General features: G+C 41.3%; 19 protein-coding genes. 7 read left to right on the top strand and 12 right to left on the bottom strand.

From position 1 onward, the window contains the following. Positions 1-4 precede the first annotated feature (4 nt). The 10 genes from nadA to B3394_RS06580 all read right to left on the bottom strand — a co-directional run bounded on the left by nadA (position 5) and on the right by B3394_RS06580 (position 11586). Positions 5-937, bottom strand: a complete 933-nt coding sequence (gene nadA, locus B3394_RS06625) for a quinolinate synthase NadA (protein ID WP_177734518.1) — start codon at positions 935-937, stop codon at positions 5-7. Positions 938-1024: 87 nt separating this feature from the next. Next, the gene (locus tag B3394_RS06620) at positions 1025-3223 is read right to left on the bottom strand and encodes a nitric-oxide reductase large subunit (protein WP_337955187.1); all 2199 of its coding nucleotides are present in this window, start codon (positions 3221-3223) and stop codon (positions 1025-1027) included. A 100-nt stretch (positions 3224-3323) separates the two neighbouring features. Next, complete coding sequence (azu, locus tag B3394_RS06615) at positions 3324-3848, bottom strand: azurin (protein ID WP_286914406.1); 525 nt, start codon at positions 3846-3848, stop codon at positions 3324-3326. 18 nt (positions 3849-3866) lie between these two features. After that, complete coding sequence (locus tag B3394_RS06610; protein WP_177734516.1) at positions 3867-4256, bottom strand: group III truncated hemoglobin; 390 nt, start codon at positions 4254-4256, stop codon at positions 3867-3869. A gap of 236 nt (positions 4257-4492) precedes the next feature. Continuing rightward, positions 4493-6292, bottom strand: coding sequence for a hypothetical protein (locus tag B3394_RS06605; RefSeq protein ID WP_286914402.1), 1800 nt, complete (start codon positions 6290-6292; stop codon positions 4493-4495). Positions 6293-6379: 87 nt separating this feature from the next. Beyond that, a complete protein-coding gene (locus tag B3394_RS06600; protein WP_286914400.1) occupies positions 6380-7702 on the bottom strand; it encodes a cbb3-type cytochrome c oxidase subunit I in 1323 nt (440 codons plus the stop codon). Then, positions 7695-8102, bottom strand: a complete 408-nt coding sequence (locus B3394_RS06595) for a c-type cytochrome (RefSeq protein WP_273245692.1) — start codon at positions 8100-8102, stop codon at positions 7695-7697. Before B3394_RS06595 ends, B3394_RS06600 begins: the two co-directional genes overlap by 8 nt. Positions 8103-8237: 135 nt before the next feature. Beyond that, a complete protein-coding gene (locus B3394_RS06590) occupies positions 8238-10229 on the bottom strand; it encodes a TonB-dependent receptor (protein WP_286914398.1) in 1992 nt (663 codons plus the stop codon). Positions 10230-10287: 58 nt separating this feature from the next. After that, the gene (locus B3394_RS06585) at positions 10288-11139 is read right to left on the bottom strand and encodes a hypothetical protein (RefSeq protein ID WP_286914393.1); all 852 of its coding nucleotides are present in this window, start codon (positions 11137-11139) and stop codon (positions 10288-10290) included. Positions 11140-11220: 81 nt separating this feature from the next. Next, a complete protein-coding gene (locus B3394_RS06580) occupies positions 11221-11586 on the bottom strand; it encodes a hypothetical protein (RefSeq protein ID WP_286914391.1) in 366 nt (121 codons plus the stop codon). 147 nt (positions 11587-11733) lie between these two features. Between B3394_RS06580 and B3394_RS06575 the strand changes: the two genes are divergently transcribed. The 7 genes from B3394_RS06575 (at position 11734) to B3394_RS06545 (ending at position 18425) form a co-directional block, all read left to right on the top strand. After that, positions 11734-12207 (top strand): c-type cytochrome, encoded by a 474-nt coding sequence (locus B3394_RS06575; protein WP_177734509.1) that lies wholly within the window; start codon positions 11734-11736, stop codon positions 12205-12207. A gap of 27 nt (positions 12208-12234) precedes the next feature. Beyond that, positions 12235-14214, top strand: a complete 1980-nt coding sequence (gene nosZ / locus B3394_RS06570) for a Sec-dependent nitrous-oxide reductase (RefSeq protein WP_177734508.1) — start codon at positions 12235-12237, stop codon at positions 14212-14214. A 53-nt stretch (positions 14215-14267) separates the two neighbouring features. Next, on the top strand, positions 14268-15284 hold the full coding sequence (locus tag B3394_RS06565; protein WP_286914390.1) for a nitrous oxide reductase accessory protein NosL: 1017 nt from the start codon (positions 14268-14270) through the stop codon (positions 15282-15284). Next, complete coding sequence (gene nosD / locus B3394_RS06560) at positions 15281-16519, top strand: nitrous oxide reductase family maturation protein NosD (RefSeq protein ID WP_286914388.1); 1239 nt, start codon at positions 15281-15283, stop codon at positions 16517-16519. The genes B3394_RS06565 and nosD overlap by 4 nt, the downstream gene beginning before the upstream one ends. Then, positions 16516-17226, top strand: a complete 711-nt coding sequence (locus B3394_RS06555) for an ABC transporter ATP-binding protein (protein WP_177734506.1) — start codon at positions 16516-16518, stop codon at positions 17224-17226. The genes nosD and B3394_RS06555 overlap by 4 nt, the downstream gene beginning before the upstream one ends. After that, complete coding sequence (locus tag B3394_RS06550; RefSeq protein WP_177734505.1) at positions 17223-17990, top strand: ABC transporter permease; 768 nt, start codon at positions 17223-17225, stop codon at positions 17988-17990. The genes B3394_RS06555 and B3394_RS06550 overlap by 4 nt, the downstream gene beginning before the upstream one ends. 63 nt (positions 17991-18053) lie before the next feature. Then, positions 18054-18425, top strand: coding sequence for a group III truncated hemoglobin (locus B3394_RS06545; RefSeq protein ID WP_177734504.1), 372 nt, complete (start codon positions 18054-18056; stop codon positions 18423-18425). A gap of 173 nt (positions 18426-18598) precedes the next feature. Here the strand turns inward: B3394_RS06545 and B3394_RS06540 are convergent, their stop codons facing one another. Continuing rightward, entirely contained in the window at positions 18599-19192 is a 594-nt protein-coding gene (locus B3394_RS06540) for a Crp/Fnr family transcriptional regulator (RefSeq protein WP_177734503.1), read from the bottom strand. A gap of 126 nt (positions 19193-19318) precedes the next feature. Then, a complete protein-coding gene (locus B3394_RS06535) occupies positions 19319-19981 on the bottom strand; it encodes a Crp/Fnr family transcriptional regulator (RefSeq protein WP_273245705.1) in 663 nt (220 codons plus the stop codon). Positions 19982-20102 lie beyond the last annotated feature (121 nt).

Genomic DNA, 20102 nt, shown 5'->3' with positions numbered 1-20102 from the left:
ACATTTATGAAAGGGACAACATTTTGCGTATGGGCTGTAAAGCTTTGTTTCGTAACGGTTCGTCAATCGTTATTTCCGGGCTTTCATTTTTCAGGCACAGCCATAATTTTTCCAGTGTATTCATTTTCATAAAAGCACATTCACTGCAGGCACAGGTATTGTCTTCCTGTGATGGTGCGGGAATAAGTGTTTTTTCCGGAACTTCTTTTGAAAGCTGATACAGGATACCGGCTTCCGTGGCGACGATAAAAATCAGTGATGGATCGTTTTTTATATAATGCAGTATCCCGGAGGTCGAACCGATATAGTGGGCTGTTTTCAGAATATGACTTTCAGATTCCGGATGGGCTACTATTTTTGCGGTTGGATTTTTGGTATAGAGGGCGACAAGTTTATCAAAAGAGAAAGCTTCGTGAACAATGCAGGAACCGTCCCAGAGCAGTAAATCCCGGTTGGTTTCCTTGCGGAGGTAGTTGCCCAGATTCCTGTCGGGCGCAAAGAGAATACTTTGTTCTTCGGGTATTGAGGCAATAATTTTTTTAGCATTGGATGACGTACACACAATGTCGCTCAGTGCCTTGATCTCGGCAGAGCAGTTAATATAGGTCACAACGGTGTGGTTGGGATATTGTTCTTTTAATTTTTTAAAATCTTCCGGTTTACAGCTGTCGGCGAGGGAACAACCGGCATCGGCATCCGGTAAGAGTACTTTTTTATCGGGGTTTAAAATTTTTGCTGTTTCGGCCATAAAATGCACTCCTGCAAATACAATGACCGCCGCATCGGTAGCGGAAGCTTTTTTGGATAGTTCAAGGCTGTCGCCCACAAAATCGGCAATTTCCTGAATATCGTTGTGCTGGTAATAATGTGCCAGGATTACCGCATTTTTTTCTTTGCGTAACCGGTTTATTTCAGCGATTAAAAATGATTTATTCATACTGTTGTTATTTTAATTGGGAAGATCCGGAAACAGTACTTTCATTTTGTATTACTGAAAGCGTTCCGGATATCCCCACTAAAAGACTTATACTGCTTTTTTCTTTTTAAAAGTAAGCGTAAAGACGAACCAGCACAGGGCCAGTACACCGAATCCGAAAATGGTGTCACCGATAGCCCGGAGCCATTTTAATGTTACCATTCCGGGTTGTTGCATCAATTCTGCCGAACGGGCATACCACATTCCTTTTTCAATGCTTTCTACAGCCTGCCAGATTCCGATAGGCAGTAAGCTTAGCAATGCCATTAATAACAGGCCGATATTGGTTGACCAGAAAATAAATTTCATCAGTTTTTCATCCCATTGTTCATGGCGGTACAGGCTTCTCAGTACAAACAGCATTAACCCGATGCCCAGCATACCGTATACTCCGAATAGCGCCGTATGTCCGTGTAAAGGAGTAGTATTTAAGCCCTGTACATAATACAGCGCAATAGGAGGGTTAATGATGAATCCGAATACTCCTGCGCCTAAGAAATTCCAGAAAGCTACAGCGATCATAAAATAGATCGGCCATTTATAATCGCGGATCCATTCGGTCGATTTGGAAAGTTTATAGTTGTGGAAGGCTTCATAACCGATTAAAACCAGCGGTACGATTTCCAACGCACTAAAGGTGGCTCCAAACGCCATAACGGCTGTAGGAGTACCTGAAAAATATAAATGGTGACAGGTTCCTAAAATTCCGCCGGTCATAAAAATGATGGTTGAGAAAAGAACGTTTAAAGTTGCCGTTTTGGTTTTTAGCAAGCCCAGTCTTACGAATAAGAAAGCGATTACGACAGTTGCGAAAACTTCAAAAAATCCTTCTACCCATAAGTGTACAACCCACCAGCGCCAGTATTCGGCAATAGCCAGATTGGTCTGTCTTCCCCACATTAAGCCGGCTGCATAAAATGAAGCAATGGCCGTACAGGAAATAAGGAACATAATAATCAGATTCTTTTCTTCGGTTTTTTTCTTTAAAACCGGTAATAACGGCCGGATCATCAATGCCAGCCATAAAAATAGACCGACCAGTAAGAATACCTGCCAGAATCGTCCCAGGTCGACATATTCGTATCCCTGATGTCCGAACCAGAAGTTATCGATCAGGTTTAATTTCTGCATGACCCCCATCCATTGCCCGGCCATCGAACCCAGTACAATCAGTAACAGGGCATAAAACAGGAAGTTGACTCCGAATACCTGAAATTTAGGGTCTTTACCGGAAACAGCTGGAGCAATATAAAGTCCTGTTGCCAGCCAGGCCGTTGCAATCCAGAAAATTGCCAGCTGTGTATGCCAGGTACGGGTAACGGCATAAGGCAGTATTTTATCGATCGGGATACCAAAGAATCCGTTGCCTTCAACACCATAATGTGCGGTAATAACACCCATTACAACCTGGAGAACAATTAACAGGCTGACGATCCAGAAGTACTTTTTAATCCGGTACATAGACGGTGTCATTCCCTGTTTTAGTAAAGGATCCTGCGCCGGGGTTTCCAGTTCTTCGGTTTCTCCGGATTTAACATGATAAAAAATCAGGATTCCGATGCAGAAAAGGAGCAGGATGATACTCACACCGGACCATACCAACAGGTCTTTGGTAGCGACATTGCCTACTAATTCTTCTGAAGGCCAGTTGTGGGTATAGGACACTTTGGCATTGGGTCTTTCGGTTACGGTAGCCCAGGTAGCCCAAAAGAAAAATGCTGTCATTTTATGCATTCTTTCCGGATCCCTGATTGCCATTTTTGGAATGGCATAATCCGCTCTGAGCTTATCAAATTCGGGATCATCCATAAACAATCCCTTATAGTATTCACTCAGATGGGCAATGGCAGCGACCCTGTTTGCCGAAATGGTAATTGTACCGGTATTTTTGTCAAAAGTGTTTTTACGAACATCGGCCTGTAACCGAATTTTTAAAGCGGCTTTCTGTTCATCGTTTAAGGTATTAAATGTTTTATGGTAATCTGCCTGAGCATATTTATTTAAAATAAATTCCGCTTCTTTGTGGAGCCAGTCGGCGGTCCAGTCGGGAGCTACGTATGCACCGTGCCCCCAGACCGTACCAACCTCCTGACCACCCATACTTTGCCATATATTCTGGCCGTCTTTGATTTGCTGACCTGTAAATATGACGGTAGTATCGTCAGCAATTATCTTGTCCGGTATGGGAGGTGACTCTTGGTATATTTCATAACCATAATATCCTAAAATGGCAAAGGAGATACTCATGACAAGTGCAAATCCGATCCATAGTTTTTTTTCTTTATTCACAATATTCTTTTTAGATATATAATAACTTGGATTAATCCGGGATGACTATCACGGAGCTTTATTCGACAATTAGTTTCCCTTTCATCACGGCATAATGCCCTGGGAACGAACAGATAAAGTCATAGGTTCCTTTTTCGGCTATTGTAAATTCTATGGTATCGCTTTCACCGCCGCCAATAACTTTGGTATGGGCAATGATGCTGCCTTTTCCCGATTCAGGAATGTAATCGGTAGCTTTGGCTTCGGCAGCCTTTTGTGCAAAAGCAGCAATATCGGTACCCGGTTTTAAGATCACCAGATTGTGACCCATTACCGATTTTTCCATTTTTCCGTTATGTTTTAAAGTAAGGGTGATGGTACCGGCAGTGGCCTTTAATTCATTGGTGGTATACTGCATCTGATCGGTACTTTCTATATTCAGTGTATTTCCTGCTGCCGGAGCTGCTGTTTCCGGTTCGGTAACGGTTTCTTCTGTAACGGTTTCTTCTTCAGTATTTGCCTCTTTGGTTTCTTTTCCGCCACAGGCGATAAGTGAAAAAAGTACAGCTGTTACAACAACGGATAGACTAAATGTTCTTTTCATTATAAATTGTTTTGATTGTTATTGATTAAAGTTTTGATTTTCAGTTTGATGATGCGCTATTTTGGCATTGAATACCGCCGCCATTCTTTCTCCCCGCCATTTTGCTTCCATGGCTTTTTCACCTTTAAAAAGACTGTCTACGGTTGCCGTAAAAACAGCGACCCATTGCTCGAAATGTTCTTTGTTTAGTGCTAGTTTGAGGTGTACCGGAAAGGGGCTGCCGGAGTAGGTGTGTTCGTCCAGTAAGATAGTCTGCCAGAAACGGTACATTTTTTCCAGATGCTGGTCCCAGTTGTTCCCGATAACGGTATTGAATATGCTGCCCAGCATTGCATCGCTGCGGATTCTGTCGTAAAAAGTATCTACTAATAACCGGATGTCTTCAAGCGTCAAAATTTCCCGTATCATATAATAAGATTCTTAAGGTTTTAACTTTAGTGTATGGTAAAGGTATTATGATTGTATACCTTCATTTTATGATTATAATCATATAACCGGAAATTATCGGGGGGAGTAAAGGGGAAAGGGGAATGAGCAAAAAGGGAAAGTAAAGGGCAAAAAGGCAAAGGGCAATAAGCAATAGAAAAAAATCTGAAATCAAAAAGGCTGTCACGTATTACGGACAGCCTTTTTATAAAGAGCAATTAATGGCTATATGTTGTTATTTCAGCTTCAATGGCGGCTAATTCATGTAATATATTGTTTTTGTCAGCCATAAAGTAATGTTCCTGGTTTGTAAACAGATCCTGATAATAGCGTATGCCTTCTATCAGGTTCTGGTGGAATTTATCCAGTTTGTTATTTTTAGTATTCAGCGTGTTGCGGAGCAGGGCACTGGTTTCTTTTTTAAAATAGTCAATATACATTCGCAGTTCTTTAATAAAGAAATGCGGTCTTTCCTGGTTTGGCGGGAGTATGTTGTCCTTTCCGTAAATGTGCTGTACCATTCTGAAAAGTGATACATCACCGGAAAAATAGGCCATATTCGGTCCCGGACAGATGATAACACCCTGTGGTTCACCTTTTACATCCATTTTATTGTCAAGCAAAGCGGCATTTGACAAGCCCACGCAAAGGCATGATTTTTCCGTTATTTCGGTAAAACGGGTATGGTAGTCTTCCCGGGAAAGTTCTTCTTTTTGCAGTTCCAGTTCGTTTAATTTGAATTCCTGGTATTTTTTGGATGCCGTGCACAATCCCTGTTCGGAATATTCTTTGTTTAAAACCAGGTATTTTTTAGGACAGGCACTTCCGGCTTTTCCTTTTAGAATACGGCTTTCGCGAAAGGCATCATTGGTAGTTCCTTTTATGCTGTTGAAAGGAACGCCCAAAGGCGATATGTTACTGAGGAACAAATCGGCTTCTGTAGCCTTGCTGAGCAGTTCGCGGGTTGCAGCATCAACAGTAGTTGCTTCGGGAACCAATAAAAACGGAGAACCCCAGCCCACAGAATCTACATTATAATGATCCAGTAAAAACTGATGTTCTTCACCTGTTCCAACGCCGCCCTGAACCGTGATGCGTAGTTCCAGCGGTTGTTCCGGTACGTTCTTCCCTTTTTGCAATAAAGCCTTGTTTAACAATTCGTGGGTGGCCTGTATGAGTTCTGCTTTCTTGGTTTTAAACTCTTCGAGGATGGCACCCAGAAGATAACCGTCGGTCGCAAAGGCATGTCCGCCGCAGTTTAAGCCGGATTCGATGCGGTATTCCGAAACCCATAAGCCTTTTTTAGCCAGGAAACTGCCTTGTATCATTGCCGAACGGAAATCGCTTACTTTAAGGATGATTTTCTTTTTGATAACCTGATGCTTGTTGGGATAAAAGTCTGCAAACTGTTCAAAATAGCTATACAGCCTCGGGTTCATTCCTGCAGAAAGCACAACAGACGATTCGAGTTCACTGTTGGCAAATCCGCGTAAGGCCGCATGGGCATCGTTAAACTCTATTGGCAGCTGTTTGTTTCGGACAAAGTTATCCTTATCCACTTTGGTCATGATGTTGACATCAATAGCGCCGGCTTTCAGTTTTTTATCAATAAAACTTTTCAGCTGTTCTTTAAGGACACTACCGTTTTTAAGCAGTTCCTGTAGTTCCTTTTTTATTTTGGAACTGTCCGGAAGCATCGCGATATATTCGTCCATTACGACTTTACTTTCGAGAAGTTCCGATTTGAGTTGTTCCAGTTTTTGTTTGACAATTTTATCAACCAGGTTTAAGTAGGAAGTAATGCGATGGGCACGAAAATCGAACATTTTTTGGGTGATTTCCTGGTACGGAAAGTTGAATTTCGCACTGTAAAAGGCATTCATCCTTTCAATCAGGTCGTCATCCATCACGGATATAACCGATGCGATTCCATATTTTGCTACTTTTATCGGGCTGTCAATAGTATAGGCGAGCCCCATAACCGGAATATGAAAAGTGTGGAGTTGGTTTGAAGTCATATAAATATATTGGTTTTAAAAAGGAGCAAAGATTTTAAATGTATTTGTTTTAAAACCTGATAAAAGTCATTAAGCGCATTTTATTTTTTAAAAAAGCTGATTTTTAGCATTATTTCCGGTATTCCGGATTAAATGATACAGTATCAGGAAGAATCCTGCTGCCAGCGTAATTCCGGAAACGCAAAAAAGGATATAAAACGGACTGAGCTGCTGCATCATAGTGCTAAAAGCTGGCTGATCGGGATTCATCTGCCATTTGGAGCGAAGTATGCCCGCTATGATTAAGGACAGACAGAAAATAAAAAGCGAAATGTTGGCCATCATATAACCGTAATCGAACAGTTTTTTGGAATGGATAGTTCCTTTTTTTGTCCCGAAAATATCATATACAAAGGAAAATAACAGCATGGTGTTGATCCCGATTGTCGCTCCCATAGTATGGGCAACCGTGATATGGGTACCGTGTGTGTACAGGTTTATAGCCGGAACGGATATGAGTATCGCCTGTACCAGCATCAGGAAGACCCAGACGTCGGCAGCCAGCAGAAAGCGGTAGGATAAATAATGGATGTGTTTTTTAGCAGTGCTTAAAGTGGCTTTCCAGTTATAGATGATACGGCCCAGGATCAGTAATTCGGTCATGCTCACGGCATAACTGATGTATTTGATATAGGAATGGGTAGGCAGTGAATAGATATGATGCCCCCAGTTGAACATTAAATTGAATAGTCCTAAAAAGTACAGCAGGAATGCCGTTTTGGAAAAGCTGTACTGCTGATGTCCGCTGATTTTATCCATCAGGTAAATGCTGCAGCCGTAAATGAGCATGTTCCAGGAGCCTACCATCGATCCGTAGGATTTCCATTGCAGGGTCATATCCGTTATGATGTTATTCCGGAAATACGGAATAAGCCACAAATAGGATTCCAGGAAGGTAAACAGGAAGAATACAATTCCGGTGCACCACATCCAGACATATACCGGTTGTTGTTTCAGGGATTTCAGCGTACTGAAAAAGTGAATCAGGAAGAGCAGCCATCCTGTTACTATCGGTATTGCCAGCACCGGATGGAATTCCCAATATTCCCTGCCGCCAAAATAGCCGAACAGGTAGGAGCACAGTATGACCGGTATGGTTAGCACAAAAATCCAGAATTGAATTTTTACCAGTACCGGAAAGCGTATTTCCCGTCCGGAATGTTCCTGGAGATAATTGATAACACTGCCTACAGCGCTTAAAATAATCCAGAACAGCACGGAAGAAACATGTAAAGGCCGTATTTTTTCGAAGGAAAGACCGGCTTTTAAAAAACCGGGTATACAATATTGCAGGGTTCCGGTAATACCAAACAACAGTCCTGCCACTAAAAGGAATAATCCCGCAATTAGAAATTTTTTACTACTATTCATCTTGTTCAATCATTCCGTTATTTTTAATCGTAAAGGTTCTTGGGTCGGAGGAACCGCTGGCATCAATTTGCTTCAAATAGGCTATTAATGCTGTTATTTCTGTCCGGTTCAATTTAAAATCGGGCATGACCACAGTACCGCTTCTCAAGAAGGCTTCAATATATTCCGGACCTTTTACAGAATAGGTATTGGTCAAATCCGGCCCCAGGTAGCCGCCCAGCTGGTAAATCTGGTGGCAGGCAATGCAGTTTTTCTGCTGCCATATTTTTTTGCCGTTATCCGCCAGTACATTGTTGCTGCCGGATTGCGTATGCCGGTTGTCATACAGCCGGAAGGAGTAAAATATAAAAGAGAAAAACAGTAAGCCAAACAGTATTGTTTTTTGAGAATCACTTAACATAGGTTCGTCATTTTAAGGCATAGAATAATCCGTTTGCCGGATCGCATCGGGACGCAAGCTAACAGCATTATTTTTTTAAAAACATGATTTTAGTCATAATCGGCATTAATAATAAAAAGAAACTATTGGCGTGTACTAAAATGAATAAGAAGCATTTATAAAAAAATTCCTTCCCAAACGCGGAATCCCGTTCCAGTCGGAATAGGTTGTGTAATATTTGTCCAGGATATTTTCAACTCCAGCCTGCAGGTTAATTTTAGTACTGCCCAAACGGAATGACTGCCCGGAATTAACGGTAAAAATGCAATAGTCCGGTGTGGTTGCTTCACCATAGAATGCCGCAAAATTTGTATGGGCAACATTACCGGAAGCAATAAGGTTTAGATTGAAATCACCCCGGGTAAAAAGAAAGCTGCTTTTATAACGCAAAGGACTGATAAACGGAAGATTCCGGTTTGAAGCATCCTGTCCATAGCTGTATGCCAGCTGGTTTTTCCATTTTAGAGATGTGGTGAAGGTATATTCCAGTTCCAAATCGGTATTAAAGATCAGGGCATGTTCCAGCGCATTATAGATCTTGACACCTTTTGCCCCGATGGTCATGGGGAGTATGGCCGGATTGATTTCCCCGATATAATAATCTTTAATATAGAAAAACGTACTGCTCAGTTTTCCGCTCAGGTTTTTATTCTGATAACGGATATGACCATTGGCTTCAAATGATTTTTCATTCTTTAAACCGGGATTCCCGATATAATCATAAAAATCATTACTGTTGTATAAATAAAACCCGTAAGCTTCCGAAACAGACGGCGCTCTTTCGCCATAGCCTAATCCTAAACCATATTCTGTTTTAGACATACGATGCTGGTAGTTTACAGCAAAACTTTTTAAAATCCGACTTTTGGTTTCGTTCATTTCCGGATAAAAAATCTGAAGACTCTGCAACCCGGATTTATCGGCTACTTTATTGGTATGTATGCCAATACCGGTTGTTATTGTAATATCGGAATGACTGTTTACCGCAATTTTATCTTCTAAATATAGTCCGGTGTACTGCGTACGGATATCGGGCCAGGTGTACATAAACATGATATTCTCTGACGGATTGGCCGGATACATGGTCATTTCTGCCAGCGAACGGTTATAATAGGCATTGAGGTTAACGGCAAACTGCTGTCGGTTGAATTTCCCTTTTAACTTAGAGTACAAACCATAGGTGTCCGACCAGCCCGGCATGTCCATGTGTATCGGCACTACCGGTCGTTTGGTATCGTCCATTTTATGGACAATCGAATTAAAATAGGCTTTGGTTTCCCATTCGGAAAAATAATCTGAAACAGGGGTATACCGGTAACGTAAAGAAGTGATGATTGCCTGTGCCAGCGATACATCCATCGGCAAAGCCGGATAGCCCACATTGACAGCCTTATCATAAATTACCGAACCTTCCACCAGCTGTCTTTTGGTAAACTGATAGCCGGCGGTACCGGAGAGGTTGTATTTGGTAAACTGTGAAAAAGGAACTTCCACATTATTACCGGCTTTATAATTACCGGCATCACGCAGCATAAAATCGGCATTTACATACCAGAGGCTGTCTTTATAGCTGGTGTTCATTCCGGCAATTTTATGCTGATTGTTGGTTTCATAGCCGGTATGCAGCATCGTATTCCAGCCCTGGTAGCCTTTATAGCGGTCGGCTCTTTTTAAATCGATTGCTCCGCCTATGGTTGGTCCGTGGCAGCTTCCAAGCTGTCCAGAAGTTATACTGGCTTCCGAAAGATTGGAAACCTCAACATAGGAGGTAACCGGGTCCATTTTATCGGTACAGGCACCAAAGATGCGCATACCGTCTATTGTAATAACGGTTCTTTCTGTAGCCATATTATTCAGAAATGGTTCCCAGGCATAGGCACCTCTTTTTACCATGTTTACTTTTGAGGACTGTAACAGGTAATCTTCGGTACTGGTTAATGATTTGGGCTGCTTCTGATATAAAGGTGTTTTTTTACCGATAATAATAACCTCGTTAATATATACCGGTGTTATGCTGTCTGTCTGACTGTGCTGCGCAAAACAGCCCGCTGAAAAGACAACAGCAAATAGCGTGAGGATAATTTTCATAAGGAATGAATTTTAAGCAGCAGGCCATACCCAAGAGGAAGCCTGCTGCAATGAAAAACTAAAATTCAATTTCAAAAAAGAGACTGCTCTGGGGATTGTCTGTTGTAACCGGTTCCCCTTTTAAAACCTGGCCGGAAGCATTGAGCAGCTGTAAGTTGATTTTCCAGTAGCCGGTCATGGTTAGTGAAAGCTTACCGTGATACAGTTTTCCGGGTGTGGTTTGCGTTAGATCGGTATTGTAGGGCGATCCGTGATTGCCCATACCCGGCATTCGGGGATCGATCTTTATTTTGTAGTTATCAACAATAGGGAAGCTCATCATGTTTTCCATTCGGAAAACGCCTACCGTCATATCATTCAGTGCCACTGCCGGATTTTTGGGTGCTATATAGGCAACAATATAGCGTGTCCCGTCTGTCCCGGTAAAAGAGCTTACCGTTCGTTTTTCGGAAGGGAATACCGCAATAGTATCTGTAGCAGAGTAGCTGGTACCGTTAAGGGTATAATCAATGGTGAGTGTCCAGGATTCCGTGTCGTTCTGCGCCATCTGGAAGACGATTTCCCCGGTATATAAGAATTGGGTACCGGCAGCTTTTGTTACCGGCGATTTCGGACAGGAATGTTCCATTGTGGTCATGTGCATTACCGGTGTCCAGCTAACAGCTGCTTCGGTTTGGTACTGGCCGGTTGTTTTGTCTTTTATTCTCAGGGAAATGGCATTGTAGCCCTGTTTCAGGATGCCGGTGTCGGAGTACAGTTCTATGGTATGGTTTTCATTCGACAGTTCTTTAATGCGGATCAGTCCGGCCGTTTCGTTTACCGGGGTTACTGTGGTATCGGTATTGTCTGTAGAACAGGAAGCCAGAAGAATAAGGCTGAAAAACAGGTATATATATTGAAAAGTTTTCATAAAAGTATTTTTAAAAATTAGGTATAAGTATCTTCTTCGGTTGTATAACCAAAAAAAGAACAACAATTCGAAAAAACGTATTTAGAAAACAGGAGGGTGGAATACTACGGTAGTATTTAGCAGTGCGTATAAATTGGAATAATACACCGCCTTATTCCTAAGGACATACCAGAATTGTTTTGCCGGAGTAAACAGTGGAATATCGATGATAAACAAGACCGTTTCTTCGGTATGGATTTTTTTCTCTGCCGAATAGGGAGTATTGTCTGCCGAAGCTTTGGCCAGTTCGGCTTTTAGATGACATTTTCCATTACAGTTAAGTTCCGGTTTTTGGATATTCTGGCAATATTCTTTTACAATAGCCTCCCGATTGAGCATATAATTCAGAACCGGCAAGGCAGGTTTGAATATAAGGAGAAAGATGATGATGTAAATAGAAAATTTCATTACCAGAGGATTGAAAAGCAAGGCTAATGTGTTGTAAATAAGTACAAAATTAGTATGTGTTTTTCTGGTAAAGTATGACTGTAATCATACAATAAAGAGTATAAGTTGAGGAATTTTGTATCATAAAATGAACAAAATATACTACTTATGAACAGATTTTTTTTATTGCTATCCGGATGTTTCCTATTACTCTCCTGTGGAAAAGAGAAAGGTAAAACAACAGACGATTTCTCTAAACAAACGGTAACGGAGCAAGCATCCGATCCTTCCGCCTATGATGCCAAAAGGGGAGAAGGAAAATTCAAAAATGTAGAAATAGGAGCAGGTATCGACGCTTCCTTGGCAGACCAGGGAGATAAAGTGGTCGGTGTAAAATGTTTGTCCTGTCATAAAACTTCCGATGAAAAATTAGTTGGTCCCGGATGGAAAGGCGTTACAGAGCGAAGAGCTCCGGAATGGATCATGAATTTTATTACCAACCCGGACCCGATGATCGATAAAGATCCGGAACTACAGGCACAATTGGAAATTTGTCTGGTACGCATGCCCAACCAGGCAGTTACGGACGATGAAGCACGGCAGATCCTGGAATTTATGCGCAGGAATGATGCCGCTAAATAAAAATATTAAATTAAATTTTTTACTATCATGAAAAACAGATTAATACAAACGACACTAGTTGTCATTATGTTGTCGCTTTTGGGCTCCTGTAAGCCCAAAAACTCAACGGATGCACTAACCGGGGATATTGCTCAGAAAGCGTATGTTCCGCCAGGAAAGTATGATGAGTTTTACAATTTTGTTTCCGGAGGATTTAGCGGACAGCTAAGTGTTTACGGATTACCGTCCGGAAGACTTTTTAAAGTGATTCCGGTATTTTCGGTGGACCCTGAAAAAGGATGGGGGTACAGTGAAGAAACAAAACCGATGCTGAATACTTCACACGGATTTGTTCCCTGGGATGATTTGCACCACGTGGAAATGTCGCAGACCAATGGGGAAATTGACGGACGCTGGGTATTTGGAAATGCCAATAACACTCCGAGAATTGCCCGTGTGGACCTTAAAACGTTTAAAACGGCTGAGATTATTGAATTGCCAAACAGTGCCGGAAATCACTCTTCGCCGTTTATTACCGAGAATACCGAATATGTAGTGGCCGGAACCCGTTTTAGTGTGCCGCCGGATTATACAGACGGTGATGTGTCTATTGATACCTATAAACAGAATTTTAAAGGACACATCAGCTTTGTTAGTGTCGATAAAAACAACGGAGAAATGAATCTGGCATTCCAGATCGCTACACCCGGAGTAAATTTCGATTTGAGCCACGCCGGTAAAGGCAAATCCCACGGATGGTTTTTCTTCTCCTGCTATAATACCGAGCAGGCCAATACGCTGCTGGAAGTTAACGCCTCAAAAAATGATAAGGATTTTATTATGGCGGTGAACTGGAAAAAAGCGGAAGAGTATATTAAAGCCGGAAAAGGTAAAAAACAAAAGGTGAAATATGCTCACAATACCTGGGATGAAAAAACACATTCCTCCAAATCTGTTATGAAAGATGAGGTTCTGGTTTTAGATGCGGCAGAATTTAAAGATATCTGTTATATGATCCCTTGTCCTAAATCGCCTCACGGTTGTGATGTTGATCCTACCGGAGAATACATCATCGGTAGTGGAAAACTGGCCGCATTGATTCCGGTGTTTAGTTTTGATAAATTACAGAATGCCATTGCTAAAAAAGATTATGAAGGAGAATATGGCGGCATTCCGGTAGTGAAATACGAATCGGCATTGCACGGTGAAGTTCAAAAACCGGGGTTAGGCCCGTTACATACCGAATTTGACGGTAAAGGAAATGCTTATACCACGATGTTTGTTTCTTCAGAAGTGGTAAAATGGGACATCAAAACACTTAAAGTTCTGGACAGGGTTCCAACCTATTATTCTGTAGGACACCTTATGATTCCGGGTGGTGACAGTAAAAAACCTTTTGGAAAATACCTGGTTGCCTATAACAAAATCACAAAAGACAGGTATTTGCCAACAGGACCTGAGCTTGCCCAAAGTGCGCAGCTATATGACATCAGCGGCGATAAAATGCAGTTAATACTGGATTACCCGACCATTGGGGAACCACACTATGCACAGGCAGCTCCGGCCGATCTGATTCGCAATAACGGACAATTGAAATTCTACAAAATTGAAGAAAACAACCACCCGTATGCGGTGAAAAATGAAAAAGATACAAGAGTTGTCCGCGAAGGAAATAAAGTACATGTGTATATGACCGCCATTCGTTCCCACCTTGCACCGGATAACATTGAAGGTGTTAAAGTTGGCGATGAGGTTTACTTCCACGTAACGAACCTGGAACAGGATTGGGACGTACCGCACGGATTTGCCATTAAAGGAGCCGATAATGCGGAAACGCTGATCATGCCGGGTGAAACGATCACGTTGAAATGGCTGCCGAAAAGAGTGGGAATATTCCCGTTCTATTGTACCGATTTTTGTAGTGCGCTGCACCAGGAAATGTCAGGTTACCTGAGAGTGTCACCGGCAAACAGCAAGGTGCCTATTTCATACAAGCTGGATAAAAAAACATCCGCTCCCGTACAGTAAAAAATAACCGGAAAGGGAGTATCGTTTTACTCCCTTTTCTTTAAAATATTAAGATGAAAAAAGACTCGATTTCAGTGTTTTCCAAAGGGATACTGGTACTGGTAAGTTTACTTTTACTACTTACGATTTTCTTTCCGATATGGCGGATAGAACTGAGTGCACCACAATATCCGGAGGGATTGGTATTACAACTCTATGCCCATAAAATTGCAGGGGACGTAGATATTATCAATGGATTAAACCACTATATTGGAATGAAAACCCTGCATACCGATAATTTTATAGAATTTACCGTATTGCCTTATATCATTGCCTGTCTGGCAATCTGTTCGCTGCTGGTCTGTTTTATAAAAAGAAAAAAAGGCGTTATTATCCTGTTTGGAGCCTTTCTATTATTCGGAACCCTTTCGGCGATTGATTTTTACAAATGGAATTATGATTACGGACACAATTTAGACCCTAATGCGGCGATAAAAGTACCCGGAATGGCCTATCAGCCGCCTTTACTGGGCTATAAACAATTACTCAATTTCGGGGCTTATTCCATACCGGACACAGGAGGATGGCTGCTGATTGTATCAGGAATACTGCTGTTTGCATTATTTCTGATAGAAACAGGCGCTGTAAACAAACTAAAAAGAACCAAAACCATCAACGGTATTTTGCCGCTGTTGCTGCTGTTCTTGGCTTCCTGTTCTAACGGTAAAGAAGTTCCGATAGCCTTAAATGCTGACCAGTGCGATTTCTGCAGGATGACCATTTCCGATGGAAAATTCGGAGCGGAGCTCATCACTCAAAAGGGGAGAGCCTATAAGTTTGACGATATCGCCTGTATGCGGAACTATTGTAAAGAAAACCATACCACCGCTGTGAAAGCCTATTATGTACACGATTACGACAAAGAGAATGTACTCATTCCGGCTGAAACAGCAGTGTATTTAAAAGGCGGCGCCATTACAAGCCCGATGCATGGCAACACAGCAGCATTTACAACTGCTGAACAGGCAGAAAAAGCAAATGACGGCTTAGCGGCCGAAACGATTAACTGGGACTCAATTTTGAAAGAATGAAAAAAATAATAGTATATGGCCTGATGTTTTTTGCTACCATGTCTTTGTCGGCACAGAAAAAGATAGAAGTAGGAAAGGATAAACCGGTGAAGTCCATCAAAGAAGCGATACAGTTAGCCCGCTCCGGCGATACAATTCTGGTACATAAGGGAATATACAGGGAAGGTACTATCGTGATTGCTAAAAAACTGGTCTTTTTAGGAAAAGAATATCCGGTTTTAGATGGTCAGCGAAAGTATGAAGTTGTTTCCGTTAAATCCGATAGTGTTGTTGTTGACGGTTTCCGGGTAATCAATTCCGGGCATGCAGCCTTACAGGATCCCTGCGGAATCAAGGTATATAATAAAGATCACGTACGCATTCAGCATAATATCCTCGAAAATAATTTTTTCGGGATTTATATTCAAAATGGAAAAAACTGCATAATCACCCATAATAAAATAAAAGCTTCGGCTACCGAAGAACAGCAAATCGGTAACGGCATACACTGCTGGAAAAGCGAGGATTTACAAATCATTGCCAATGAAGTAACCGGACACCGGGACGGTATTTATTTTGAATTTGTTTATAATTCAATCATCTGGCGGAATATCGCTGCCAGAAATATCCGTTACGGACTGCATTTTATGTTTTCGGATAATGATTCCTATATTACCAATGTTTTCCGGGATAACGGTGCCGGTGTTGCGGTCATGTTTACCCGAAATGTCCGGATGATTAATAATGTATTTGATGAAAACTGGGGTGAAGCCGCCTACGGACTACTACTGAAAGAGATATCCGACAGTTATATTTACGGGAACCACTTTGTTAAAAATACTTCCGGAATTTATATGGAAGGAACAACCCGGATAAAGGTGGAAAAAAATGTGTTTAAAGCTAACGGCTGGGGCATGAAAATCCAGGCCAGCTGTATGGACAATGAAATCCAGCACAATAATTTTTTAGGCAACACCTTCGATATAGGGACAAACGGAAGTTTGGTACTCAACAAGTTCAACGGAAATTATTGGGATAAATACCAGGGATATGACCTGGATAAAGACAGTTTCGGCGATGTGCCGTATCATCCGTTAAGCCTGTTTGCCGTGCTAACGGAAAGCAATCCGGCCACAATGCTGCTCTTTAGAAGCTTCATCATCACTTTACTGGACAAATCGGAAAAGGTCCTGCCCAGTATTACCCCCGATAATTTTGTAGATAATAAGCCCCTGATGCGGGCGCTACCGATATGATAACAATTAAAAACATAAACAAATCGTTTGGAAAGCTGCAGGTACTCCGGGACGTTTCCCTGTCCTGCAACAGCGGTGAGTGCATTGCCCTTATCGGACCAAACGGCTGCGGGAAAACAACACTGATTAAAAGCATTCTGGGTATGGTGATTCCCGACACGGGCACCATAACATTTGAAGGCGAAAACATTATTAAAGAATTCCGTTACAGGGAAAATATCGGCTATATGCCGCAGATCGGGCGCTATCCGGATAACATGACAATCGGACAGATAATAGACATGATAAAAAAGATCCGCAATAGCACACAGCCGCTGGATCTGGATTTGTTTTATGCCTTTCAGATCGATAAGCTCTCGGAGAAAAAAATGGGAACCCTGTCCGGAGGAACCATTCAGAAAGTAAGTGCAACACTGGCCTTTCTGTTTAACTCCAAAGTGCTGATACTGGATGAGCCTACAGCCGGACTGGATCCGTTGGCTTCCGAAATTCTGAGGGATAAGATCATCAAGGAAAAAGAAAACGGGAAGCTGGTGTTAATTACCTCGCATTTACTGAGTGAGCTGGACGATCTTATAACCGAGATTGTCTTTATGCAGGAAGGAAAAGTCCATTTTCATAAATCGGTGGAAACGCTGCGGGAGGAAACACAACAGCAGAAAATATCTAAAGGAATTGCACACATTTTAAAAAATAACCGGCAATGAACAGCATAGTAAGAATAATTCTTTCGGACATCTTAAAAAATAAGATTGTTATTGTCTACACCCTGATACTGTCCGTACTGTCATGGGGTGCCTTTACGATGGAAGACAATACGGCAAAAGGACTGCTCACGATACTGAATATCATTTTGTTGACCGTACCGCTGGTGTCGATACTTTTCACGACAATTTATATTTACAACAGCTCCGAATTTATTGAACTGTTGTTAAGTCAGCCGGTCAAAAGAAAAAAGATATGGATCAGTCTTTTTAAAGGACTTTCATTAAGTCTGGTTATTGCATTCCTGATAGGGTCGGGCATACCGCTTTTGTGTTACTCGGCAAACCGGGTCGGGATGATGATGATCGTAGTGGGCTGCCTGATCACATTAGTCTTTGTGTCGCTGGCTTTTCTATGCTCCATTGCTACCCGTGATAAAGCCAAAGGAATTGGGATATCCATTATGACCTGGCTGTTTTTTGCCCTGTTATTCGATGGAATAATATTGTTTCTGCTCTTTCAGCTATCCGAATATCCTATCGAAAAAATGATGGTAGGGCTTACCGCCTTAAGCCCGATTGATCTTGCGAGAATACAGCTTTTATTGCAATTGGACGTGTCGGCCATGATGGGCTATACCGGAGCTGTTTTTAAAGATTCATTCGGAACGTTCTGGGGACTGCTGATTGCGCTGCTGTTATTGTGTTTGTGGGCGATACTGCCGTTTTATTTCTCTTTAAGAAAGTTTAAGAATAAAGATTTGTGATTTTGCTTTGTTTTCGGAATCACCCAAAAAAATTGTCAGCATATTAATTTAAAGGTATGATTTATGAAAAAAGATATTCAGAACCGGGAAGATATTATTCTTTTGGTAAACGTTTTTTATGAAAAGGTGAAAACGGATTCCGAAATAGGCTATCTGTTCACGGAAGTCGCCCGGGTAAACTGGAAAAAACACCTTCCTAAAATGTATGACTTCTGGGAAAACATCTTGTTTTATACCGGAAATTTTGAAGGAAACCCGATGGTAAAGCACCGCGAATTACACCATAAAAGCCCGCTGACCGTGAAGCATTTTAAGCATTGGAATAAACTGTTTACCGCAACTGTAGATGAACTTTTCAGCGGTAAGAAAGCCAATGAAATAAAAGAAAGGGCGGTTAATATTTCCCTGATGATGCAGCAGAAAACCTTATTGTAACCATATAACCTTTTAACATTAAAAAGCGGAAACAAAATACTTTGTTTCCGCTTTTGAGTTTGGCATAAAAATTACACGAATTAATAATTATTTTTATGGTATAAAGGAAGAAAATTTTTAGCGTATACGATATGACTGTAATCATAGTGCAGGCATTACTACTGCCTGCCGCATCAATAGTATAACTTATGATTTTTGATTTCAATTTTCTTTCTTTTACTCATCTGAGATACGGTACGGATCACGGTTTCAACCCTTAATCCTGTAAAATCGGCAATTTCCTTACGGGTATAGGGAATCAGGATCTTTTCTGTCGGATGGCTGCATTGCTTCTTAAAATTGTCCAGAAAGGTACGGATCCTGTGTTCCGGCTTCTGATTAATGATGTTTTTAGAAAAAACCACCTTGTTGTAAATACGGGTCGCAAACAGCTGCAGCACTTTGGATAAAATTTCATTGTGCTCTTTCAGCATCTCAAAAAATTTCTCTTTTGAAAGTTTCAGTATGATAGTATCGGTATGGGCAATTGCCGCTGCCGGATAAGGCTGGTCAATAAATAAAGGCGGTTCTCCGAAACTCCGGCCTTTTTCGAACATTCCGACCGTAAGTTCTTTTCCGTCTTCGTTAATATATACCATTTTAACAGTACCTTCCAGGATCTGGTAAAAGTACAGTGCGGGATCATTTTCATAAAAAATAACGGTATTTTTCGGGAACTCCTTAGCGATAGCTCCCCAGGTAAATAAGAGATCGGGTTCGATTTGCATCTTTAGTGTTTTTAGGGGAATGTATAATGTGCCTGCTTTTTTAGATTTAGACAAAATAATGCTAAATAGCTAAAATAAAACATGATAAATGTTAGCTTTTACTACTAAAATAGGCTTCTCAGCCATTTATTTCGAAATCTTAAGGAGGGCGGTGGGATTTTTGATGATGATCTTTTTTCCGTACAGCTGGATTATATTCTCTTTTGTGAATTCGGAAAGAAGACGGATGCAGTTTTCCGGAGCTGTACCAATAATAGATGCCAGTTCTTCGCGGGATAAATTAATATTGATAGCGGCATCTTCATCAGTCCCGAAAGTATCTTTAAAGTTGAGTAATGTACAGGCAAGCCGCTGCCTGACATTTTTCTGAGCCATATTGACCAGCAAGTTGCTGGCATCCTGAAACTCTTTACAGATTATATTTAAAGCATTTAAAGAGAACAATTTGTTTTGTTCCAATAACTCGATAATGAGCGGGGAAGGTATAAAATTGACCTGCATGGTTTCCAGTGCATAGGTACTGGTATTGACAGGGACTTTGGCGATAATGGATTGTAAACCCAAAATATCGCCACTGCCTGCCAGTCGTATGATCTGTTCCTTTTTGGTCAGTTTGCAAACACCTTTGTCAATACAATACACGCCGTTTATTAGCGCGCCTTCTTCATAAATCCGGTCACCCTTTTTAAAGGACAGTGTGGTTTTGCAACCATCCAGTTTTATTTGTTCATCGGTATTAAGTACTTTTAGTGGGGCTTTTAGTTCGGTAATGTGCTGGTACGTATTCATAAGCCTAATTAATTTTTGTTTGGAGCAAAGAAATTCTCAGGAATATGAAGTTAAATTTAAAGTGTTTTGGTTAATTATGCAAACTAATCAGGTTATTTTTATGTTTATTTATTTCTTTTTT

Source organism: Flavobacterium sp. UBA4197, from assembly GCF_002379575.1.
GTDB lineage: Bacteria > Bacteroidota > Bacteroidia > Flavobacteriales > Flavobacteriaceae > Flavobacterium > Flavobacterium inviolabile.
The sequence above is the reverse complement of the archived record's forward strand: the minus strand, read 5'-3'. Positions and strand labels throughout refer to the sequence as shown.

What these genes read in the sequence shown, in the direction of transcription:
- nosD (WP_286914388.1), top strand. Translation starts at nt 15,281, where the DNA reads ATGAAAAAAATAATAGTATATGGCCTGATGTTTTTTGCTACCATGTCT.
- B3394_RS06545 (WP_177734504.1), top strand. Translation starts at nt 18,054, where the DNA reads ATGAAAAAAGATATTCAGAACCGGGAAGATATTATTCTTTTGGTAAAC.
- nadA (WP_177734518.1), bottom strand. Translation starts at nt 937, where the DNA reads ATGAATAAATCATTTTTAATCGCTGAAATAAACCGGTTACGCAAAGAA.
- B3394_RS06595 (WP_273245692.1), bottom strand. Translation starts at nt 8,102, where the DNA reads ATGTTAAGTGATTCTCAAAAAACAATACTGTTTGGCTTACTGTTTTTC.
- B3394_RS06550 (WP_177734505.1), top strand. Translation starts at nt 17,223, where the DNA reads ATGAACAGCATAGTAAGAATAATTCTTTCGGACATCTTAAAAAATAAG.
- B3394_RS06610 (WP_177734516.1), bottom strand. Translation starts at nt 4,256, where the DNA reads ATGATACGGGAAATTTTGACGCTTGAAGACATCCGGTTATTAGTAGAT.
- B3394_RS06535 (WP_273245705.1), bottom strand. Translation starts at nt 19,981, where the DNA reads ATGAATACGTACCAGCACATTACCGAACTAAAAGCCCCACTAAAAGTA.
- B3394_RS06555 (WP_177734506.1), top strand. Translation starts at nt 16,516, where the DNA reads ATGATAACAATTAAAAACATAAACAAATCGTTTGGAAAGCTGCAGGTA.
- B3394_RS06585 (WP_286914393.1), bottom strand. Translation starts at nt 11,139, where the DNA reads ATGAAAACTTTTCAATATATATACCTGTTTTTCAGCCTTATTCTTCTG.
- B3394_RS06540 (WP_177734503.1), bottom strand. Translation starts at nt 19,192, where the DNA reads ATGCAAATCGAACCCGATCTCTTATTTACCTGGGGAGCTATCGCTAAG.
- B3394_RS06590 (WP_286914398.1), bottom strand. Translation starts at nt 10,229, where the DNA reads ATGAAAATTATCCTCACGCTATTTGCTGTTGTCTTTTCAGCGGGCTGT.
- B3394_RS06600 (WP_286914400.1), bottom strand. Translation starts at nt 7,702, where the DNA reads ATGAATAGTAGTAAAAAATTTCTAATTGCGGGATTATTCCTTTTAGTG.
- nosZ (WP_177734508.1), top strand. Translation starts at nt 12,235, where the DNA reads ATGAAAAACAGATTAATACAAACGACACTAGTTGTCATTATGTTGTCG.
- B3394_RS06565 (WP_286914390.1), top strand. Translation starts at nt 14,268, where the DNA reads ATGAAAAAAGACTCGATTTCAGTGTTTTCCAAAGGGATACTGGTACTG.
- B3394_RS06605 (WP_286914402.1), bottom strand. Translation starts at nt 6,292, where the DNA reads ATGACTTCAAACCAACTCCACACTTTTCATATTCCGGTTATGGGGCTC.
- B3394_RS06580 (WP_286914391.1), bottom strand. Translation starts at nt 11,586, where the DNA reads ATGAAATTTTCTATTTACATCATCATCTTTCTCCTTATATTCAAACCT.
- B3394_RS06575 (WP_177734509.1), top strand. Translation starts at nt 11,734, where the DNA reads ATGAACAGATTTTTTTTATTGCTATCCGGATGTTTCCTATTACTCTCC.
- B3394_RS06620 (WP_337955187.1), bottom strand. Translation starts at nt 3,223, where the DNA reads ATGAGTATCTCCTTTGCCATTTTAGGATATTATGGTTATGAAATATAC.
- azu (WP_286914406.1), bottom strand. Translation starts at nt 3,848, where the DNA reads ATGAAAAGAACATTTAGTCTATCCGTTGTTGTAACAGCTGTACTTTTT.